The sequence below is a fragment of the Enterobacter sp. Ap-1006 genome (genome assembly GCF_011752835.1).
Classification (GTDB): domain Bacteria; phylum Pseudomonadota; class Gammaproteobacteria; order Enterobacterales; family Enterobacteriaceae; genus Cedecea.
In genome coordinates, this window is the sequence record NZ_VWWU01000004.1 from 402,230 (window position 1) to 423,368 (window position 21,139).

Genomic DNA, 21,139 nt, shown 5'->3' on the forward strand with positions numbered 1-21,139 from the left:
TGCAAGCTCACAGCACTTAACCACGAAAATCAACCCATTGATTTTCTGCTAAAACATCCAAGAGGGAGACATGGTTTTCCCTCTTTTCCAGCAACGTTATAGGTAACTGACGTGCGCCTGATTATCACTTTCCTGATGGCCTGGTGCCTCAGCCTGGGGGCATACGCAGCGACAGCTCCCGATGCAAAACAAATCTCGCAGGAACTGGAGCAGGCTAAGGCCGCCAAAAACACGCCTAACCAGGCGGAAATTGTAGAAGCACTCCAGTCGGCACTGAATGCGCTGGACGAGCGTAAAGCCTCGCTCGAACGCGCCGAACAATACCAACAAGTCATTGATAATTTCCCTAAACTGTCGCAAACCCTGCGTAAGCAACTGACCAACCTGCGCGATGAACCCGAGGAAGTTTCCCCGGGCATGAGCAGCGACGCGCTGAACCAGGAGATCCTGCAGGTCAGCAGCCAGCTTCTGGACAAAAGCCGCCTTGCTCAGCAGGAACAGGAAAGAACCCGGGATATCAGCGATTCGTTAAGCCAGCTCCCTCAGCAGCAAACGGATGCGCGCCGCCAGCTTAACGACATCGAGCGCCGCGCCGGTGCCCAACAAAGCGGCAGTACCCCGCTCGCCCAGGCCCAGCACTTCCTGCTGCAGGCCGAATCCGCACGCCTGAAAGCGCAGGTTGATGAACTCGAACTGGCGCAGCTTTCCGCTAACAACCGCCAGGAGCTTTCGCGCATGCGCGCCGAACTGGCGCAAAAGCAAAGCACCCAATTGGATGCCTATCTCCAGGCGTTGAGAAATCAGCTCAATAGCCAGCGCCAACGTGAGGCGGAACAGGCGCTGGAAAGCACCGAACTGCTGGCGGAAACCAGCGCTAACCTGCCGCCGGAAATCGTCGAGCAGTTCAAAAATAACCGCGAGCTTTCCCAGGCACTCAATCAGCAAGCTCAGCGTATGGATCTGGTCGCCTCTCAGCAGCGTCAGGCCAATAACCAGACGCTGGAGGTCCGCCAGGCGCTGAATACGCTCCGCGAACAGTCCCAGTGGCTCGGCGTTTCCAACGTGCTGGGTGAAGCGCTTCGTGCCCAGGTCGCCCGGCTACCGGACATGCCCAAACCGCAGCAGCTGGATACCGAGCTGGCTCAGCTGCGCGTAGAGCGCCTGCACTATGAAGATTTGCTCAATAAGCATGCTCAACTGCGACAGGTTCGCCAGGCAGACGGCAGCCCGTTAACGCCGGAACAAAATAAGATCCTGCAGGCCCAGCTTCGCACCCAGCGAGAGCTGCTGAATTCGCTGTTGCAGGGCGGCGATACCCTGATCCTTGAACTCACCAAGCTGAAAGTGGCCAACAGCCAACTGGAAGATGCCCTGAAAGAGGTGAACGAGGCGACCCACCGCTACCTTTTCTGGACATCGGACGTCAGCCCGATAGGCATCAGTTGGCCGCTGGAAATCGTCCAGGATTTGCGGCGTCTGGTGTCGCTGGATACCTTTAGCCAGTTGGGCAAGGCCGCGATCATGATGGTGACCAGCAAAGAGACGCTGCTGCCGCTCTTTGGCGCGCTGATTCTGGTCGGGTTTAGCATTAGCTCGCGCCGACACTTCACCGCCTTCCTGGAACGTTCGAGCGCCAAAGTCGGCAAAGTGACCCAGGATCACTTCCGCCTGACGCTACGCACCGTGTTCTGGTCGATTCTGGTCGCCTCTCCGCTCCCCGTGCTGTGGGCGACGCTCGGCTATGGTTTGCAGGAGGCATGGCCTTACCCTATCGCAGTGGCGATTGGCGACGGTGTTACCGCCACGGTTCCCCTGCTTTGGGGGGTGATGATCTGTGCGACCTTCGCCCGCCCTACCGGGCTGTTTGTGGTGCATTTCGGCTGGCCGCGCGAGCGCGTAGGCCGGGCCATGCGCTACTACATCATGAGCATCGGCCTGATTGTGCCGCTGATCATGGCGCTGATTATGTTCGATAACCTCAACGACAGAGAGTTTTCTGCCTCGCTGGGCAGGCTTTGCTTCATCATGATTTGCGGCGCGCTGGCTATCGTGACGCTTAGCCTTAAGCGCGCCGGGCTGCCGCTCTACCTCGACAAACAGGGCAATGGCGACAACATCGTCAATACCATCCTGTGGAACCTGCTGCTCTGCGCGCCGCTGATGGCCATTCTGGCGGCTGTCGTCGGCTATCTGGCGACGGCTCAGGCGCTACTGGCGCGTCTGGAAACCTCCGTGGCTATCTGGTTCCTGCTGCTGGTGATTTATCACATTATTCGCCGCTGGATGCTGATTCAGCGCCGCCGCCTGGCCTTTGACCGCGCCAAACACCGTCGGGCTGAAATCCTTGCTCAGCGAGCGCGTGGCGAAGAAGAGACGGCGCATGCCAACAGCACTGAAGGATCGGCCGAAACCGTGGACGAACCGGAAGTCGATCTGGATACCATCAGCGCCCAGTCCCTGCGCCTGGTTCGCTCGATTTTGACGCTGATCGCCCTGCTGTCGGTGATCGTTCTGTGGTCGGAAATCCACTCGGCGTTTGGCTTCCTCGGTAACATCACGCTGTGGGATGTCACCTCCACGGTTCAGGGTGTGGAAAGCATCGAGCCGATAACGCTTGGCGCGGTACTGATTGCCATTCTGGTGCTGATTATTACCACCCAGTTGGTGCGTAACCTGCCCGCGCTGCTGGAGCTGGCGATTCTCCAGCACCTGAACTTAACCCCCGGCACCGGCTATGCGATCACAACCATCACGAAGTACCTGCTGCTGCTGATCGGCGGGCTGGTTGGCTTCTCGATGGTGGGGATTGAGTGGTCCAAACTGCAGTGGCTGGTGGCGGCGCTCAGCGTAGGCTTAGGTTTCGGTTTACAGCAAATCTTTGCCAACTTCGTCTCCGGCCTGATTATTCTGTTCGAGAAGCCGATACGCATCGGCGACACGGTCACCATCCGCGATCTGACGGGCACCATCACGCGAATTAACACCCGCGCGACAACCATCAGCGACTGGGACCGCAAAGAAATAATCGTGCCGAATCAGGCCTTTATTACCGAACAGTTCATCAACTGGTCGCTTTCGGACTCGGTCACGCGCGTGGTGCTCACGATTCCTGCTCCGTCAGAAGCAAATACGGAAGAGGTCACCCAGGTCCTGCTGGAAGCCGCACATCGCTGCACGCTGGTGCTCGATACGCCAGCGCCAGAAGCCTTCCTGGTTGATCTCCAGCAAGGTATCCAGATGTTCGAACTGCGTATTCACGCGGCGGAAATGGGCCATCGAATGCCGCTGCGCCACGAAATCCACCAGCTGATTCTGCAGGGCTTCCGCGAGCACAACATCGAGATGCCGTTCCCACCGTTCCAGATGCGTCTGGAGAGCCTCGGCGGGCAACGTAGCAGTAAGACGATTAAATCCGCGGGCAGAGCCGCCAGAACGCCTGGCAGCCTGTAATTTCAAGGAAGGGCAAAACGCGTTGGCAAAAAACCAACGCGTTTTTTTATTTCAGCAGTTTAGGCAGTTCACGCAGGCACCAGGCTTTGGCCTCGCCCATGCTGTCGCGCCGCCACGCCATGATGATATCAATCTCGTTGGTATATTCCGGGCTAACCACCCGCAGGCGGCCTTCGGCAATATCCTGCTCAACCAGCGGATACGGCATCGTCGCCACGCCAAGCCCGGCCAGCAGCGCCAGCCGCTTCTCTTCGATAGAGCTCACCGTCAGGCGCGGCTGTTTATCCAACAGACGCACCGTTAACACCGGCCTTTCACGGGCGGTATCGGCCACCGCCACGCCACGATACTTCACGCGGGTCACCTCAGAAAGAGGCTCCGGCTCCTGATGAATCGGGTGATCCGGCGCGGCAACATAAACGCTCATCACTTTGTAAAGCTTGCGGGAGTTAATCTCCGAGGAACTGCGGAAGTGCATATCCGGCGCGATAACAATATCCGCCCTGCCCTGCTCCAGGCGCTCCCAGGCCCCGGCCAGCACTTCGGTGAAAATAGATAATTGGGTGTCAGCTTTATCGGCCAGCTTATCCACCAGCGGGAACAGTTTTTCCGTCGGCACCAGCGCTTCGGTGACGATGGTCAGGTTTGCCTCCCAGCCCCGCGCCAACGCGTCCGCGTCAGTGGTCAACTTATCCGCCGCTTCGAGCAGCACGCGCCCTCGTTCCAGCAGCATACGCCCCACGTTGGTAAATTTGGTGCGGTGGCCCGATCGGTCAAACAGCACCACATCTAACTCTTCTTCCAGTTTTTGCATGGTGTAGCTGAGCGCGGACGGTACACGTCCCAGCTCGTCGGCCGCAGCGGCAAAGCTCCCGCGCCTGTCGATCGCATCCATGACCCTTAACGCTTCCAGCGTCAACGCCCTTTCTTTCGCCATTTCGTTCTCATTCAGGAAATTTGAACATACCGAGCAGATTAACTGGCTAACAATGCAGCGTCCAGACCCTTAACATGGGTTTAGTGTAAAGAGAGGTCAAGAATTATGATTACGACAAGAACAGCCAAACAGTGTGGTAAAGCTGACTACGGATGGCTGCAGGCTCGCTACACCTTTTCTTTTGGACACTACTTCGACCCGAAACTGCTGGGCTACGCCTCTCTGCGCGTGCTCAACCAGGAAGTTCTGGCCCCTGGAGCCTCGTTTCAACCGCGCGGCTACCCGAAAGTAGACATCCTCAACCTGATTCTGGAAGGGGAAGCGGAATACCGCGACAGCGAAGGCAACCATATCCAGGCCAGCGCCGGTGAGGTCCTGCTGCTTTCCACCCAGCCGGGGATCAGCTATAGCGAGCACAACCTCAGTAAAGAGAAATCGCTGACGCGTATGCAGCTGTGGCTGGATGCCTGCCCGGATCGTGAAAATCCGCTGGTACAAAAGATCCCGTTAGCGGGAACATCTCATCAGCTGATTGCCTCGCCGGATGGCAGCAATCACAGCCTGCAGCTCCGCCAGCAGGTGTGGATCCACCATATTGAGATGCAAAAGGGCGAGCAGCTAAGCTTCCAGCTTCATGGCCCACGGGCCTATCTGCAGTCAATTCACGGCACGGTGCATGCGGTGACGCCATCAGAAGAGAAAGAAGCGCTCACATGCGGCGATGGCGCGTTTATTCGTGATGAGGCGAATATCACCCTGGTCGCCGATACGCCGCTGCGCGGCCTGCTGATCGACTTACCGGTCTAACCTACCGCCTGCCTCTTTCGTCCTGAAAGGGGCAGCATCCTTCTATCCCTGGGTATTTCTCCGCAAAATTCATTCTGTAGAAAACCGCCTCATCCAGGACACAAGCCGCATACGGCCAAATATTGCCATGCCTACGAATAACATCCCCCGATATATTCTCGTTGGTTTTGGTGCTTTATTACTTTGATTAATGCTCACCTGCATGGTCGGTGCAACCGCTAACTCATTCAAATATTTCGATAAATCATCATTCAATCTTGCAATCAGCGCGCGCGTAGACTACCAGTTCCGCTTCTGTAAAAGCCCCATATAGTAAGTAAATATTTAAGGGCTGCGTTTCCTCTAGCCCTTACTATTTATCATGACTTAAATAATAACCTAATATTTATAATGAGTTACGAATACCTGGTGTGAGTTTTACTCTTCCCATACCAAAGTTAAGGGTTCAGTATACCTGAGAGCGCTCTTTTATTAGGATAAAGCGATAAATTACCTTTTATATTCTGCAAATATTAGCCTTGTTGAAGTAGGAACAGCAGGCAAAGAATGAGTAAACTCGCACCACACTGGGAACATTCCCAACACTTGCCACTTTTTAAAACCAGTATCTGAACGTTTACACAATTCATTATTTCAAAGTCCTAAAATGGATATTAATGCTCGTCCGGTTATTAAAAATTAAACTTTAAAAACAAAATAAGAATGTGTGATAACGCTCACCAACTGGAACGTTCCCACTTTACGAAAAAAAAAGGAGATGTTTAAGATTGGCCTCTCTTTTGAACCACTCTGGAAAGCCAACAAACATCAATAAAAAAATTAAAAACTGATAATTACAAAATCAGAAAAATGCCAGATAAAGCGAGCCGAAAAATTAAATAAAACCGGTAATCGCTCTCGACCTAAAAAGAAAAAATATAATACTGATAAACGCCAAAGCGTTTACCTATCCCGCAAGCTTATTCTTGCAGGCACTTTGATACATACAGCACTTGAAAGTCAGCACCGGCACGGCTGCTGACGATGTTTTCTGATTTTGCCGGTTCCGAATGGCTTCGGGCGTTATCGAAAGCTCAGTCATTCAGGATGTATCAATTGCTTACAACAAATAAGCGTAGCAGTTTCGCTTCAAAGGGGTAGTCGCCATGGATGTTTATGGTCAAAGATATGCCATGTTTATCTCTTTTGATGCTGTTGCCGTCTCGGGTATTACGGTAGAAGCATTAAAAGTCTCACAAAGCCTTAAACAAAAAGGCATCAACTCTTATCTCGATCTTGGGTACGATATTAAGGTTGACAAAGGCAATTTTAATAAGCCTTACGATCATGAGCCCGAAATTTATCGCGATGCTTTTACCTTAACGCGCATCAGTGGGATTACATCTGTACCTCATTACTCCCCAGAGTTTATTGAAAAAGCACACGCCGTACTTATCAGCGAAAGGCTTTCTGTTTCATTTGAAGAAAAAGCAGAAATAATCCGCGCCGTTGAATATTCCGCCCAAAGTCTGGCCGAAAGAATTTTACTTCAATGGGAACAGCTTCGAATTTGCACCGTGATTGTCGAAAACGGTACGCTGCCAGAGAATATAATTTATACCCGCGCACTTTATCTCGCTATAGAACAATACGGCCACCGTCACCAGTTAGGAAATTTTGTTATCTGGCGCGATCACGACCTCATGTGGAACAGCGAGAAAAATATCATGAAGTATGGTTTACCGCCGTACAACCATGCCATTAAACCGGTCAAATCCCCTTTTATTAGCTACGTAACGCTGAATAACGATCTCAAAGAAAAGCTGGAACACTGGTGCCAGCGGGAAGTCGATATTCACGTAGTAAAAAATACCTACAGCTTTACCGGCCAACAGGCGCTGAAAAACATCCGGTCATCCCTGGATATTTCCGCCGATGACATAGTTATTGCCCGAACGACGCGCATCATTCCACAGAAGCGCCTGGACCGTGACGTACTGCTGGTACAGCGCCTTAACCACCTGTTCAGAAAGCACAATATTGATAAAACCGTCTGGCTTTTGATCGCCGGTGATACCCGTGAGCACGCCACGCATGCAGGCGAGCTGGAGCAACTGGCACAGGAGCTGGACATTACGCCCTATGTGAAGTTTCTTGGCCCGCTGCACCATAACTTCATGCCCAAAAGCCTGGGAAAAATCACCATCGAGGATCTCTACCATTCCTGTGACCTGGTGTCGTTCCTGACCTCATGGGACTACGACAGCTACGGTAACCCCATTGGGGAGGCGATCAGCAGCCAGCGCTGCTACATCACCACCCGCTACGAATATTATCCGGAAGTCTACGGCCAGCACGGCTTTGAAGCCCCAGTGATGCCTATTTCTGACGGACAAGACGGCCTGCCTGACGAAGCCTTCATCAACGAAGTTTTTTTACTGCTTACCAATAAACCTGAGATGGAGCGTATAGCCGCGAAGAACTTCGCCATCGGCAAAAACATCCTTTCTAACAACGTGATGGACATTCTGAATATCACCGCCCCAGGAGTAGATATGCGCGATAACATTTTCGTCTCGGTAGTGCTGCCTGTTTACAATGAAAGCGACCGAATTGATGAAGTTTTAGCCTCATTATTTGGCCAACAAACGCATGGCCGATTGGTAACCCATGACGCTTATGAAGTGATCATCGTGGATAACAACTCCCGCGATGATTCCGTGGCCAAGATAAACCGCTTCAAAGAAAAACATCCGGCGATGGATGTGCACATTATTCAGGAGAAGATTCAGGGTGTCTCTTCGGCCCGTAAATGCGGTATGGATTACGCCGCCCTGCGCTCAAGGGCACGTGATGCCCGCTTGGGCAAAAGCAATAAACACTATATTGTCTCCGCCGATGCCGACTGCACCGTGGATCCTTACTGGCTGCATACCCTGATAGAAAAAATGATTGCCGACGACGGCGATCTCGGGACCTGCAATTACTATTACGACCGCGAAGCATTCCAGCAGCGCCCCAACCTCTTCCGTGAAATTCAAAAAACCCTACGCTGCCGCGACGTGTCGTTCTCGCTGTTCGGCGGCTTCCCGGATGGAAAAGGCTTCGCCGTGGAGCGTGGCCTGTACGAAAAAATTGGCGGCATCGAGATCTTCTACCAGCTGGAAAAAGGCCGCTTCGTAGAACACCTTTCCGACGACTGGGATTTCGGCATCAAGATCATCGCCTGCGGCGGCAAGCCGGTTTACGCCAAAGAATCCTTTGTGGAAATCAACAGCCGCCGCGTGGACACCATTATTGACGATGTTATCAGCGGCATCGCCTACGGCAGCGACGGCATCATCATCATGAAAGATGTGCGCCCGGACGTCTCAATCCAAAAAAACACGCTGATTGACCTCACCGAAGAGCAGGCCCGGCAGGGTTGGGAATACTCCATCAAAGACTACATCCCGAAAAACATCGTGCTTCCAGCCTTGCTGAATCCGCACATCTTGCTGGAGAACGAGCGGGTACGTGCCTTTTTCTCCCCGCAGGTTGCAGAGCGGCTTTACCAGCGCATTCACGCCATTAAGCATGAAATGAGCATCATCGACTTTAAGCCGATCCATAGCTACAAAACGCCAGCCTACCGGCTCTATTTCGAGTTCCGCCACGAGATATTCACCGCGCTGCGCAACGCCGTCGGGGAGGACATTGGCTTTGCACCGCCGCTTCCGGCCTGCTTTGACAGCGTCGCGGAAAAAGATTTCGAACGCTTTGTCTGGTACTTCTGTGAAGATCGCGAGTCCGGTGAAGCCCACAACTACTTTGCCAACGGAGGTGTTTTCTGATGAATACCGAAGCTCTCGCATCCTTAAAAGATCTCGACCCGGCCTATCCGGTTCCGGCAGTTTACGGCTTCCTCTCCCAGCCTGAGAACGAGGCTTTTCTGGACTACGTCCATAAAGATCCTTTTGGCTGCCATGTTTTTCCCGGTGACATTGAGCACTACCCGCTGGCGTCGTTCTTTGCCGATATGGAGCACGACATTCGGGCCGCGAAACAGATCCATCTGTGGGCCTATATCCCCACCTGCCGCTACCGCTGCCACTTCTGCCAGTATCCAACGGTGATTCTCAACCCGAAATCGCCTTCGGCGGAAGGCGTCTTCCGGGATCTGGTGGACTACAACATCAAAGAAGCGAAGATGTGGCTGGAAAAAGTACCGAGCCTGTCAAAAGCGGAAATTGGAGAATTCAATATCTTTGGCGGCACGCCTTCCCTGCTCCCGGAGCCGGAACTGCGTCGGTTGATGGACTTCTATTACACCCACTTTAACTTCTCGGCGGCAACGCTTCGCTTTGAAGGCGAACCAGGGACATTAAACCGCGAATACATCGGCATTCTGAAAGAGCTGGGCTTCAGCAAAATCAGCTTCGGCACCCAATCTTTTAACGACGCCATTATTGCCGCCTGTGGCCGCCAGCACACCGCCGACGAGTGTGAAGAAACCATCCGCAGCGCGCGGGAACAGGGCATTGACTGGGTCAGCGTCGATCTTATCTACGGCATGCTGGGTCAAACCGTGGATGACGTGAAGTACGACATGGAGCGCACTCTGGAGCTGGATCTCTCCCACGTCGTCTGCACCAAGCTGCACATGGAAGAGTTCATGAAAACGCGCACCGGCGTATCCGGCGAACGTGAAAGCCTGTGGCAGAAAAAAGGGCTGATCAACATGAACAACATGACGTTCCCTGGGCTGGGCAAGCAATATCAAATGCGCGAGCTGGTGGAGAAATACCTCACCGAGGGCTATCGCGAACACCCTACGATGTATTTCCACCAGAACCACCTGGAAGCGGAAAAGTGGAAAGGGCTGATTACCGATCTGGACAAGCAATATCCCGAGGTCGCCATCGGCCTGGGCGGCAGTTCGAAATGCACCCGCGCCGAAGCCATCAATATCACCGGCTATAAACAATACAAGCAGTTCCTCGATGAAGGCCGCCTGCCTATCGAAGAAAGCCACGGCATTTCACCGGAACAGCGCGAAGTTAACGCCTTCAAAATGGCCCTCTCCACGCTCATTCCGGTTGACGATACCGTGTTCGCGGCACGCTTCAACGGCAACAGCTTTTTTGAAAACCGCATCATCAAACCAACGCTGGAAAAGCTGCAGGCAAAAGAACTCGTGGTGATTGATCAAGGCGTGGTCACGCTGACGCCCATCGGCGTCACGCTGGTTGAAGCCATCATTAACACCCAATTCATCTCAGCCGACGCAGAGCAGGAGTAACTGATGAGCCACTCTTCAACCACGCCGGTTTTCAGCCTGTTTTACATCGCCATCGACACCGAAGCGGGCATCACCCAGCAGGCGTTTGAAACCTTTGTGCAAAATAAAGGCGTACATATTCCCTGCTATCCGGGCTGGCGCTGGACGCTGCTTCGCGGACTACGCGGCGAACGTGCCGGGCAATATTTGATGCTGTTTGAAATCGAAAATGCGGCAATGCGGGATCGCTATATGGCCGCAGACGGCAACCAGACCGAAGAGGCGCGCGAGTTCTGGCGGCAGCATCCTGAAGCGGGAGCGCTGCTGGCCGAATGGCGCAGCTACGGCACTTTCAGCGAACTGCCAACGCTGTTCACCGATTATCGCCTGCTGGCCGAAAATCAGAAAAGCACCGTCCAGCCGGGTCCCCGCTACCAGAAGCAACCGCCGGTTGCTCGGGTGATTGGTATTCACAACCTCGCGCTGCGCCCCAACGTCAGCGCCGAACAGTTTGAACGTTTTATCGAGGGCAACCATCACCGGATTGAAGATTACCCGGACTGGAAATTCCGGCTGTTGAAAGGGGAGCGAGGTAACCGGCTCGATCAGTATGTGGTGCTGATGGAAATCGCCAGCCTGGAGGCGCTGGATGTCTTTTACCCCGAACCGGATATCGCTACCGACGAAGCGGCCAAATTCGCCCTGGCGCACCGCGATACCAAACAAATGTACGAGGAATGGAAAAAACTCGCCTCGTTTTCCGGGTCGCCACAAATCTATACCGATTACCTCTCGGTAGCAGAAAGCCTCAATTAACGCTTACCACCGCGCGTGCTCGAAGGACCGGGCACGACGCATTCACGCGAGTGAATTCACACATTGAGTCACAAAATTACTATGACGATTAACTCAACCCCAACCCTGGCGGACGTACAGTCGCGGGAACAGCATGCCACACGCGCCATATTTTTTATGGCCGGTTTAGCCATGTCGTCCTGGGCCCCGCTAATTCCTTTCGCTAAAGCGCGGCTGGCTATTAACGACGGCGCTTTAGGGCTGCTGCTCTTTTGCATCGCCGCAGGCTCGATGCTCGTCATGCCGTTTACCGGCCGGCTGATCGCTCGCTTTGGTTGCCGCCGCCTGATGATCCTCAGCGTGCTGGGGCTTGCCGCGGATTTACCGCTGCTAATGCTGTTTGACCAGCGTGAAGCCATGGCGCTGGCTTTGCTGCTGTTCGGCACCTTCAACGGCATGCTCGACGTCGCCATGAATGCTCACGCCGTGGTCGTCGAACAGGAGAGCGAGCAGGCAAAAATGTCCGGCTTTCACGGCTTTTACAGTATCGGCAGCATTGCCGGCGCAGGCTTCGTCAGCTTCTTTCTGTGGCTGGGGGCTACACCGTTGCTTGCCGTGTGCACCATCACTGTTTTTCTGACTTTACTGCTCGCCGCCTCTGCCCGGAATATTTTGCCCAAACAAAATAAAGCCACGAGCAGCAAAGGCGAGACGTTACGCGTGCTTAGCCATCCGCCCGTGCTGGCCATCGCGATACTTTGCTTTTTCGTCTTCATGCTTGAAGGCGCCATGCTGGACTGGTCGGCGGTATTTATGACCTCGGAACGCGGCATGAGCGCTTCGCTCGCGGGCTTCGGCTACACCTTATATTCCATCACCGTCACCCTTGGGCGCCTCAGCGGCGATCGTCTGGTCAGTGCCCTGGGCGGCAAACTCGTGCTGCTCCTCGGCTGCGCTATTGCTGGCATCGGGATTATCCTGCTCGTCTTCACCCATTGGGGCACCTTGCCGGGGTTTATCCTGGCCGGAGCCGGGCTCGCCAACATTATTCCCATTCTATTCACCTCCGCCGGTAACCAGCCGGGGGTTTCAGCGGATTTCGCGATCCCTGCCGTCACGCTTTTTGGCTACAGCGGCCTGCTCGCGGGGCCTGCGCTGATTGGCTTTATCGCCCATCACATTGGGCTCAGTTTGACCTTCAGCGGTGCCCTGTTGCTGCTTTTGTTTGTGGCTTCAGGTTCGCCGTTTATTTCTCGCCAGCGTTAATGAAACAGGAGTTTGTATGAGTCACTCATCACCGGCAGTATTCAGCCTTCACTATGTAGGTCTTAACCTGAAAAAGGGCGTCACCGAAGAGACGTTCGAAGCCTTTGTGCAGGCCAAAGGCGTGCACATCCCGGCCTATCCGGGCTGGCGCTGGACCTTGCTGAAAGGCCTGCGCGGCGAGCGTCAGAACCAATATCTGATGCTGTACGAAGCAGAAAATGCCGACAGCTACGCGTGCTATATTGATAGCCAGGGGGAACAAACGGAGCAGGCGCGTACTTTTTGGCGCGATCATCCTGCAGGCATTGAGCTTATCAACACCTGGAAAACCTTCGCGACGTTTGGCGAGCTGCCAACGATTTTCTCCACCTATCAGCAGCTCGCTGAAAACGAACATAGCTCTTTGGCAGAAGGGCCAAACTACCAGCTGCGAGACGGGCAGGAACCGATTAAACGCGTGGTCGGGCTGCATAATCTGGCATTGCGTTCAGGTGTTTCCCCGCAGACTTTCGATACGTTTATCCGCGACAACGTTCACCGTATCGACGACTACCCGGGCTGGAAATTCCATATGTTGAAAGGCACCGGCGGCAACCGCATCGAGCAATATCTGGTGATGCTGGAGATAGAAAGCCTGGCCTCGCTGAACTCTTTCCACCCGGAACTGGACGTCTCCACGGAGAAATCGCTGCAGTTTGTGAAGGAGCATCAGGAAAGCGAAAGGATGTACGACGAATGGCGCGAACTGGCTTCGTTCTCCGGCGCCCCGCAGCTTTATACCGACTACATCACCATTGCCGGTAGCCTGTAACCTTACGCTTCCCTTCTCCTCGCGGGGAAGGGAAAACGGCGTCAGGCCAGCTGGGTCATCGTGGTTTCCCCTTTCTCAATACCTAACTCGTACAGCGTAAACGCCGTATATTTTTCGATAAGGTTAGCCAGTTCAGGAGAATGGCTGGTAAGCCAAATCTGGGTGTAGCGGCTTGCCTCAGCAATCAGGCGGGCAAGCGCCGGGAGCATTTGCGGATGCAGGCTATTTTCAGGCTCATTGAGGGCGATAAACTGCGGCGGTCTCGGGCTGAGCAGCGCCACCGTCAGGCAAAGAAAACGCAGCGTGCCGTCTGAAAACTCCGCGGACTCCAGCGGGCGATTAATCCCCAGTCGGTTCATCATCATCTGGAACCGCCCGCCGCTGTTATCGCAGAAAAACGTGCATTCCGGGAAAGCCTGCTCCAGCACGGTAAACATCAGCTCGCTGTCGCCAATTTCGACGATGGTCTGAAACGCGGCGGCCAGGTTCAGGCCATCGCCAGACAGCACCGGGGAGCGGTAGCCCACCTGCGGCAGCCTCAGGCCAGCGCCTTTGGAAATATCGAACTCGTGGTAGAAACGCCAGTTACGCAGCGTCTCCCTGGCGCTGGAGACTTCCGGGTACAAATGCGGCTCGCCAAGCTGGCCGAAGAGGGATTCATTTTCGTACAGCGTGGCGGCGTGAGTCACCTTTTCGCCGTTGACGTTATTAAGGAAAACCGTCTGATTACGCCGCTGCATGACCGACGACGAAGGGCGCCGCCGGTAGCCGCTGAGCCAGATTTGCTCCTCTTTAACAATGGGATCGAGGCCAAACATTGTCGGGTACGGCAGCGGCTCGGGAAAGCCCACCTGCAGCTCATATTCAAACGTATCCGTTTCTACCGCCAGCGTCAGCCTGCGCGGCGCGCTGGCGTAGCCGCGGGCGCGATCGCCCGCCCACATCGCTTTCTGGATCCCACCTTCATCAGAAAGCCAGTGAGACAGTTGCCCACTCCCCGCACCGTGGATCAGATGGATCGCCTTATAAATATTAGACTTACCGCACCCGTTGGGCCCAAACACCACGTTCAGCCTGCCCAAATCAATGGAAAGCTTGCGCACGGAACGGTAGTTGTCGATGTAGAGGGATTTGATCATGATTTTTCGCCACAGTGAAACTTGTGGGCCATTATGGCAAATACTCGCCAAAGCGCACTTATTTGCCGCCAGAGGCTCAAAGCGATCCCACCGCAACCGCAATGTAAAAGCACAGCACGGCAACGATCGTGCCGATCACAATCCTTCTGTCCGTTGTATCCGGTTCTCTGCTTTGCATCCTGCCCTCCTGGTCACTTGCCTGCCTGTTTAATTTCGGTATGATACACAAACTAGTTAACAGTGTTAACCAAATACATTTCCCTCATTGATGTGAGTTGCTATGCAGACCAACGAAATTGAAGAATTCCGCGCCGCGCTGCGCGAGATGGTGCGCGAGCTGGGCATGCTGAACAGGAAAAGCAGCGGGACCGATCTGTCGCCGTTACAAAGCCATATTTTGATCGAACTCGATCGCGAACCCGCCGGGGTAACGGAGCTTGCCCGCCGCCTGTGCGTGGAAAAATCCAGCATTAGCAGAACGCTTCGCGGCCTTGAAAGTGCCAATCTGCTGGCAAGAACGCAGGATGAAAGCGACGGGAGAGCCACTGTGTTCAACCTGAGCCACGAGGGAGTTGTCGCGCTTAAAGATCTCACCGAACACGCCAACGACTTCACGGCCCAGGCCCTTTCTCTGGCATCAGACAGCGAAAAGCAGCAGATCTATCAGTCGGTCAAATCGCTGACCCGGGCGCTGGTAAATGCCCGTAGCCAACGGGATCTTCAGGTTCAGATCCGGCCTATTCACCCAGGGGACAATCTCGCTATTGCCGACGTGATCCGCCAAAGCTTCCGCGATAATAAAATCGATCATCTCGAAGGCGTGAGCCTGCACGATCCGGCGCTGAATGACCTGACCAGCGCCTACCAAAAACCCGGGTCTGGCTACTGGGTAGTTGAGCACGAAGGCAAGATTTTAGGCGGCGTTGGCATCGCCCCGCTGCAGGGCGCAGGTGAAGAATATTGTGAATTACAGAAACTCTATCTGGACAGCAGCGTGACGGGCATAGGGCTGGGAAGACGGCTAATGGCGCTGGCGATACAACAGGCCGAAGCATTCGGCTATCGTTACTGCTACCTGGAAACGCTCGATGAGCTTAGCTCGGCGGTCTCACTCTACGAAGCATTCGGTTTCAAACACCTGGATGGCAGCCTGGGCAACACCGGCCACAACAGCTGCGAGATCTGCATGCTTAAAACGCTGGAATAGTATGTGTTGAATGCAAAACGCCCCGCAAACTTGCACCTGCGGGGCGTTTATTAAGAAGTTGAAGCTGACCGATAAGCCGCTTTCTTTTCATGAAGAGTGTCGTGGACAGTCATTCATCTTGCTGTCTCTGAATGCAAAACGCCCCACAGGCTTGCACCTGCGGGGCGTTTCAATATGAATGAGTTGAAGCTGACCGATAAGCCGCTTTCTTTTCATGAAGAGTGTCGTGGACAGTCATTCATCTTGCTGTCTCTGAATGCAAAACGCCCCGCAAACTTGCACCTGCGGGGCGTTTATTAAGAAGTTGAAGCTGACCGATAAGCCGCTTTCTTTTCATGAAGAGTGTCGTGGACAGTCATTCGTCTTGCTGTCTCTGAATGCAAAACGCCCCGCAAACTTGCACCTGCGGGGCGTTTATTAGGAAGTTGAAGCTGACCGATAAGCCGCTTTCTTTTCATGAAGAGTGTCGTGGACAGTCATTCATCTTGCTGTCTCTGAATGCAAAACGCCCCACAGGCTTGCACCTGCGGGGCGTTTCAATATGAATGAGTTGAAGCTGACCGATAAGCCGGGTTCTGTCGTGGACAGTCATTCATCTAGGCCAGCAATCGCTCACTGGCTCAAGCAGCCTACCCGGGTTCAGTACGGGCCGTACCATGTGAACCCCTATTTGGCCTTGCTCCGGGTGGAGTTTACCGTGCCACGGACTGTTACCAGCCGCGCGGTGCGCTCTTACCGCACCCTTTCACCCTTACCTGATCCCGCTTGCGCGGGCCATCGGCGGTTTGCTCTCTGTTGCACTGGTCGTGGGTTTCCCCCCCAGGCGTTACCTGGCACCCTGCCCTATGGAGCCCGGACTTTCCTCCCCCTCGCCCGTCTCCCCCGAAGAGGACGACGACGAAGCGGCGACTGTCTGGTCAGCTTCGGCGCGCAGTATAGAGGGTTTCATCTCCCCTGTCACGCGGGCCCGCCAGAAACGAAAAGCTAGTCGCCCACCAGCACAACCTCAATCCCGCTCTTACGCAGCGCGATCAGGCTATCTGCCGGAATGCCTTTATCGGTGATTACCCGGTGAATGCGCTGGATATCGATGATTTTATGCAGGCTGGAGCGGTTAAATTTACTGGAATCTGTCACCACGATAATGCGCTCGGCGACTTCGCACATTTTGCGGTTGAGACGCGCTTCATCCTCGTTATGGGTGCTCACACCGCGTTCCGGATCGATAGCATCTACCCCGAGGAACAGCATGTCGAAATGATAATTTTGCAGCGACTGTTCCGCGCTGTCGCCGTAAAACGATAGCGACTGACGGCGCAAATGCCCGCCGGTCATCAGCACCTCGACCCCTTCTGCTTCTAACAATGCATTAGCCACGTTGATGCCGTTGGTCATGGCGATCACTTCTTTATGCTGGCGCATAAGCCGGGCGATTTCATACGTTGTGGTGCCGGAGTCCAGAATCACCTTGTCCCCGGGCTGGATCAAGTCCGCAGCCACGCGCGCGATGCTGCGCTTCAGTGAAGTATTCAGCGAGCTTTTATCCTCCACCGAAGGCTCTGCTACCACGCTGCCGGGCTCACAAATCAGCGCTCCGCCGTAGGCACGAACCGCAATGCCCTGCTTTTCAAGAAACGCGAGATCGTTGCGGATGGTGACGGTAGAAACACCGAAAAAAGAAGATAAATCATTAACCTGTACGCTTCCCTGCTGGCGAAGGCGCTGAATAATCTGCTCGCGCCTTTCGCTGGTACCCGGAATACGTTTGTCCGTTGCGGTATCGCTGTTGCTCATAGGGTAACCTTTCAATATATCTTTCGTTTCATTTCTATTTGCCTATTAACACCTTTCTTTTAGCAGAAAGCAAGCCCCAGGAATCTTCGTTCAAAAGGCGCAGTAAGCGCACCAATGCCTTTCATTATGTTTCTTTTGCGAAACAGATCTCAATTCCAGTATCTTTCTTTTTATTCTCAAACGCCATTCAGGCACGATTAAATGAAATGAATCGAAAGAAAATGTTTTAACCCATCGCCGTGGAGAGGAAAGTGAAACAGTTGATCGAATTTGTCGCTAACCACAAACGGAACAACCAGTACGGGATCTTTGCCGTGTGCTCCGCGCATCCGCTGGTGCTTGAGGCCGCCATGCGCCACGCTCGCGAAGCTGGCACCAGCTTGCTTATTGAAGCGACCTCTAACCAGGTGGACCAGTACGGCGGCTATACCGGAATGACGCCTGCGGATTTCTGCGGTTTCGTTTATCAACTCGCGGAACAACACCGCTTTCCTTATGCCAACCTGATACTCGGCGGCGATCATCTTGGGCCAAACCGCTGGCAAACCCGACCAGCCGAAGAGGCGATGTCCCATGCCGAAGAGCTGATCCGTAGCTATGTCGCCGCAGGCTTCAAGAAAATACACCTCGACTGCAGTATGTCTTGTGTGGACGATCCCGTGCCGCTCACGGATCATGTCGTTGCCGGGCGAGCAGCCAGGCTGGCGCTGATTGCTGAGCAAACCTGTATCGACCACTTTGGCCATGCCGATCTGGTGTACATCATCGGCACCGAAGTGCCGGTCCCTGGCGGTGCCCATGAAACTCTCGCTGAGCTCGCCGTCACCACGCCGCAGGCCGCAAATACTACGCTGGAAGCTCACCGCCAGGCCTTTGCTGAACAGGGGCTAAGTGAAATCTGGCCGCGCATTATTGGCCTTGTTGTTCAACCCGGCGTCGAGTTCGACCACACCCAGGTGATTGACTACCAGCCAGAAAAAGCCAGGGCGCTAAGCAAACTTATTTCAGATTCGCCAACGATGGTTTTTGAAGCACATTCAACGGATTATCAGACCACGCAGGCGCTGCATCAGTTAGTGGAAGATCACTTTGCGATACTAAAAGTCGGCCCGGCCCTGACTTTTGCCCTGCGTGAAGCCCTTTTTTCCCTCTCAGCCATTGAGCGAGAACTGCTCCCGGCACACAAATGCTCCGGCCTGAGGGACGTCCTGGAAAGCGTGATGCTTGACCACCCGGAGCACTGGCAGCAGCACTATCACGGCAACGGCGATGCGCTACGTCTGGCACGCGGCTATAGCTACTCTGACCGGGTGCGCTACTACTGGCCGGATCGCGATATCGATGAGGCTTACGATGTGCTGGTCAGGAACCTTGCCCACGAACCTATTCCACTGCCGTTAATCAGCCAGTACCTGCCGCTTCAGTACGCCAAAGTGCGGGAAGCACAGCTAGCAGCCAAACCTCATGAGCTGATTATCGACCATATTCAGGATGTGCTGCGCCAGTATCACGCGGCCTGTCACGGTGAGTCATCTCCTCATTAACACAATGATAATAAGGGAAATACCATGCCAAATATTGTCTTAAGCCGCATTGATGAGCGCCTGATCCACGGTCAGGTTGGCGTGCAGTGGGTCGGGTTTTCCGGCGCAAACCTGGTTCTGGTCGCCAATGATGAGGTGGCGGAAGATCCCATCCAACAGAACCTGATGGAGATGGTGCTGGCAGAAGGAATTGCGGTGCGCTTCTGGCCGCTGCAAAAAGTCATCGACAACATTCACCGCGCGGCGGATCGCCAGAAGATCCTGCTGGTCTGTAAAAACCCGCGGGATTTCCTCACCCTGGTGAACGGCAACGTGCCGGTAACGCGCATCAACGTGGGCAACATGCACTACGTCGAAGGCAAAAAGCAGGTGGCTAAAACCGTGTCGGTTGATGAACAAGACATTGCCGCCTTCTCCGGCCTGAAACAGGCCGGCGTCGAATGTTTTGTGCAAGGTGTACCGACGGAATCAGCTAAGGATCTCTATAAACTTCTCTGAGGTATTTGCTATGGAAATCAGCTTACTGCAAGCGATAGCCCTGGGCCTGCTGGCCTTTATCGCCGGTCTGGATATGTTCAACGGCCTGACCCATATGCACCGCCCCGTCGTCCTTGGCCCGCTGGTTGGCCTTATTCTTGGCGATTTACACACCGGTATTCTCACCGGCGGCACGCTGGAACTGGTTTGGATGGGCCTGGCTCCGCTCGCCGGCGCGCAGCCGCCTAACGTCATTATCGGCACCATCGTCGGCACGACTTTTGCCATTACCACCGGCGTGAAGCCCGAAGTCGCCGTCGGCGTCGCAGTGCCTTTTGCGGTTGCGGTACAGATGGGCATCACCTTCTTGTTCTCCGTTATGTCCGGCGTCATGGCACGTGCCGACCGCATGGCGGCGAACGCCGACACCAATGGCATTGAGCGCATTAACTACCTGGCGATGCTCGCACTCGGCATCTTCTATTTTCTCTGCGCCTTCTTACCCATTTATTTTGGGGCCGAACATGCCAAAACAGCCATCGATATGTTACCAGCGCGACTGATTGACGGGCTGGGCGTCGCCGGGGGCATCATGCCAGCTATCGGTTTTGCCGTACTGCTGAAAATCATGATGAAAAACGTTTATATCCCCTACTTCATCATCGGCTTTGTTGGCGCAGCCTGGTTGAAATTACCGGTGCTGGCAATTGCCGCCGCCGCGCTAGCGCTGGCCCTGATGGATTTGATGCGTAAAGACCCTACTCCACCGCAGCCCGCTCGCGTCCAGAAAGAGGAATTCGAAGATGGCATCTGATACCCAAACGCTTTCACAGGCCATTGAGTCTGAGAACATCATTGCCAATGATACGATTTATGAAGATCAGACCATTGGCGCAGAGCTAACCCGAAAAGATATCAACCGTGTAGCATGGCGTTCGATGTTGCTGCAGGCCTCATTTAACTACGAGCGTATGCAGGCCTGCGGCTGGCTGTATGGCCTGCTACCCGCCCTGAAAAAGATCCACACCAACAAACGCGATTTGGCGCGGGCGATGCAGGGGCACATGGGGTTCTTCAATACCCATCCTTTCCTGGTCACCTTTGTGATCGGCATTATTCTGGCGATGGAACGTTCGAAGCAGGATGTAAACAGTATCCAGAGCACAAAAATTGCCGTTGGTGCCCCACTCGGTGGCATCGGGGATGCGATGTTCTGGCTGACGCTGCTGCCAATCTGCGGCGGTATCGGCGCCAGCCTGGCGCTTCAGGGGTCGATACTCGGTGCCATCGTGTTTATCGTGCTATTTAACGTGGTGCATCTGGGCCTGCGTTTCGGCCTGGCGCACTACGCTTACCGCATGGGCGTGGCAGCTATTCCGTTAATTAAGGCTAATACACGTAAAGTAGGGCATGCCGCTTCCATCGTCGGGATGACCGTTATCGGCGCTCTCGTTGCCACCTATGTTCGCCTGTCCACTACGCTTGAAATTACGGCCGGGGATGCGGTGGTTAAGCTTCAGGCTGACGTCATCGACAAATTGATGCCTGCGTTTTTGCCGCTGGTCTATACCTTGGCAATGTTCGCCCTGGTCCGCCGTGGCTGGAGCCCCTTGCGCCTGATTTGCATCACCGTCGTTTTAGCCGTTGTTGGGAAGTTCCTTCACTTCCTCTAA

The 21,139-nt window shown here is 54.3% G+C and carries 15 protein-coding genes and 1 other RNA gene; 12 read left to right on the plus strand and 4 right to left on the minus strand.

Annotated features, from left to right (window positions below):
- The first annotated feature begins 111 nt into the window (after positions 1 to 111).
- Entirely contained in the window at positions 112 to 3,450 is a 3,339-nt protein-coding gene (mscM, locus tag F3J28_RS14785) for a miniconductance mechanosensitive channel MscM (protein ID WP_166877283.1), read from the plus strand.
- Between the two features lie 46 nt (positions 3,451 to 3,496).
- On the opposite strand, the gene F3J28_RS14790 is transcribed toward mscM, so the two are convergent.
- Positions 3,497 to 4,387, minus strand: coding sequence for a LysR family transcriptional regulator (locus F3J28_RS14790; RefSeq protein ID WP_166877286.1), 891 nt, complete (start codon positions 4,385 to 4,387; stop codon positions 3,497 to 3,499).
- A gap of 105 nt (positions 4,388 to 4,492) precedes the next feature.
- Between F3J28_RS14790 and F3J28_RS14795 the strand changes: the two genes are divergently transcribed.
- The 6 genes from F3J28_RS14795 to F3J28_RS14820 all read left to right on the plus strand — a co-directional run bounded on the left by F3J28_RS14795 (position 4,493) and on the right by F3J28_RS14820 (position 13,305).
- Entirely contained in the window at positions 4,493 to 5,194 is a 702-nt protein-coding gene (locus tag F3J28_RS14795; protein ID WP_166877288.1) for a pirin family protein, read from the plus strand.
- Positions 5,195 to 6,366: 1,172 nt separating this feature from the next.
- Positions 6,367 to 9,006: a glycosyltransferase gene (locus F3J28_RS22500; RefSeq protein WP_286178231.1), complete on the plus strand. Its 2,640-nt coding sequence runs from the start codon at positions 6,367 to 6,369 to the stop codon at positions 9,004 to 9,006.
- Positions 9,006 to 10,454, plus strand: coding sequence for a radical SAM protein (locus F3J28_RS14805; protein ID WP_166877294.1), 1,449 nt, complete (start codon positions 9,006 to 9,008; stop codon positions 10,452 to 10,454). Before F3J28_RS22500 ends, F3J28_RS14805 begins: the two co-directional genes overlap by 1 nt.
- Before the next feature lie 3 nt (positions 10,455 to 10,457).
- Positions 10,458 to 11,249, plus strand: coding sequence for a hypothetical protein (locus F3J28_RS14810; RefSeq protein ID WP_166877297.1), 792 nt, complete (start codon positions 10,458 to 10,460; stop codon positions 11,247 to 11,249).
- 81 nt (positions 11,250 to 11,330) lie between these two features.
- Positions 11,331 to 12,494 (plus strand): MFS transporter, encoded by a 1,164-nt coding sequence (locus F3J28_RS14815; RefSeq protein ID WP_008453640.1) that lies wholly within the window; start codon positions 11,331 to 11,333, stop codon positions 12,492 to 12,494.
- A 16-nt stretch (positions 12,495 to 12,510) separates the two neighbouring features.
- Complete coding sequence (locus F3J28_RS14820; RefSeq protein ID WP_166877299.1) at positions 12,511 to 13,305, plus strand: hypothetical protein; 795 nt, start codon at positions 12,511 to 12,513, stop codon at positions 13,303 to 13,305.
- Positions 13,306 to 13,346: 41 nt separating this feature from the next.
- On the opposite strand, the gene F3J28_RS14825 is transcribed toward F3J28_RS14820, so the two are convergent.
- A complete protein-coding gene (locus F3J28_RS14825) occupies positions 13,347 to 14,444 on the minus strand; it encodes an AAA family ATPase (protein ID WP_166877302.1) in 1,098 nt (365 codons plus the stop codon).
- A gap of 280 nt (positions 14,445 to 14,724) precedes the next feature.
- Here F3J28_RS14825 and F3J28_RS14830 point away from each other — a divergent pair, with 280 nt between their 5' ends.
- Positions 14,725 to 15,651: a bifunctional helix-turn-helix transcriptional regulator/GNAT family N-acetyltransferase gene (locus tag F3J28_RS14830; RefSeq protein WP_166877305.1), complete on the plus strand. Its 927-nt coding sequence runs from the start codon at positions 14,725 to 14,727 to the stop codon at positions 15,649 to 15,651.
- A gap of 548 nt (positions 15,652 to 16,199) precedes the next feature.
- On the opposite strand, the gene rnpB is transcribed toward F3J28_RS14830, so the two are convergent.
- Together rnpB and F3J28_RS14840 are read right to left on the minus strand one after the other, a co-directional pair.
- Positions 16,200 to 16,576, minus strand: an RNA gene (rnpB, locus tag F3J28_RS14835) — RNase P RNA component class A.
- Positions 16,577 to 16,635: 59 nt separating this feature from the next.
- A complete protein-coding gene (locus F3J28_RS14840) occupies positions 16,636 to 17,445 on the minus strand; it encodes a DeoR family transcriptional regulator (RefSeq protein WP_166877308.1) in 810 nt (269 codons plus the stop codon).
- Positions 17,446 to 17,696: 251 nt separating this feature from the next.
- Between F3J28_RS14840 and kbaZ the strand changes: the two genes are divergently transcribed.
- The 4 genes from kbaZ to agaE are packed head-to-tail and all read left to right on the plus strand — an operon-like array spanning position 17,697 to position 21,139.
- The gene (gene kbaZ / locus F3J28_RS14845) at positions 17,697 to 18,989 is read left to right on the plus strand and encodes a tagatose-bisphosphate aldolase subunit KbaZ (protein ID WP_166877311.1); all 1,293 of its coding nucleotides are present in this window, start codon (positions 17,697 to 17,699) and stop codon (positions 18,987 to 18,989) included.
- Between the two features lie 24 nt (positions 18,990 to 19,013).
- Entirely contained in the window at positions 19,014 to 19,487 is a 474-nt protein-coding gene (agaV, locus tag F3J28_RS14850; protein WP_166877313.1) for a PTS N-acetylgalactosamine transporter subunit IIB, read from the plus strand.
- Positions 19,488 to 19,497: 10 nt separating this feature from the next.
- Positions 19,498 to 20,280, plus strand: a complete 783-nt coding sequence (agaW, locus tag F3J28_RS14855) for a PTS N-acetylgalactosamine transporter subunit IIC (protein ID WP_008453654.1) — start codon at positions 19,498 to 19,500, stop codon at positions 20,278 to 20,280.
- Positions 20,270 to 21,139, plus strand: a complete 870-nt coding sequence (gene agaE, locus F3J28_RS14860; protein WP_166877316.1) for a PTS N-acetylgalactosamine transporter subunit IID — start codon at positions 20,270 to 20,272, stop codon at positions 21,137 to 21,139. The genes agaW and agaE overlap by 11 nt, the downstream gene beginning before the upstream one ends.

Bases quoted from the DNA above. Each gene is read 5' to 3' on its own strand.
- F3J28_RS14795 (WP_166877288.1), top strand. From the start codon at position 4,493: ATGATTACGACAAGAACAGCCAAACAGTGTGGTAAAGCTGACTACGGA.
- agaW (WP_008453654.1), top strand. From the start codon at position 19,498: ATGGAAATCAGCTTACTGCAAGCGATAGCCCTGGGCCTGCTGGCCTTT.
- F3J28_RS14830 (WP_166877305.1), top strand. From the start codon at position 14,725: ATGCAGACCAACGAAATTGAAGAATTCCGCGCCGCGCTGCGCGAGATG.
- F3J28_RS14840 (WP_166877308.1), bottom strand. From the start codon at position 17,445: ATGAGCAACAGCGATACCGCAACGGACAAACGTATTCCGGGTACCAGC.
- F3J28_RS22500 (WP_286178231.1), top strand. From the start codon at position 6,367: ATGTTTATCTCTTTTGATGCTGTTGCCGTCTCGGGTATTACGGTAGAA.
- F3J28_RS14825 (WP_166877302.1), bottom strand. From the start codon at position 14,444: ATGATCAAATCCCTCTACATCGACAACTACCGTTCCGTGCGCAAGCTT.
- F3J28_RS14790 (WP_166877286.1), bottom strand. From the start codon at position 4,387: ATGGCGAAAGAAAGGGCGTTGACGCTGGAAGCGTTAAGGGTCATGGAT.
- agaV (WP_166877313.1), top strand. From the start codon at position 19,014: ATGCCAAATATTGTCTTAAGCCGCATTGATGAGCGCCTGATCCACGGT.
- F3J28_RS14810 (WP_166877297.1), top strand. From the start codon at position 10,458: ATGAGCCACTCTTCAACCACGCCGGTTTTCAGCCTGTTTTACATCGCC.
- F3J28_RS14805 (WP_166877294.1), top strand. From the start codon at position 9,006: ATGAATACCGAAGCTCTCGCATCCTTAAAAGATCTCGACCCGGCCTAT.
- agaE (WP_166877316.1), top strand. From the start codon at position 20,270: ATGGCATCTGATACCCAAACGCTTTCACAGGCCATTGAGTCTGAGAAC.
- F3J28_RS14815 (WP_008453640.1), top strand. From the start codon at position 11,331: ATGACGATTAACTCAACCCCAACCCTGGCGGACGTACAGTCGCGGGAA.
- F3J28_RS14820 (WP_166877299.1), top strand. From the start codon at position 12,511: ATGAGTCACTCATCACCGGCAGTATTCAGCCTTCACTATGTAGGTCTT.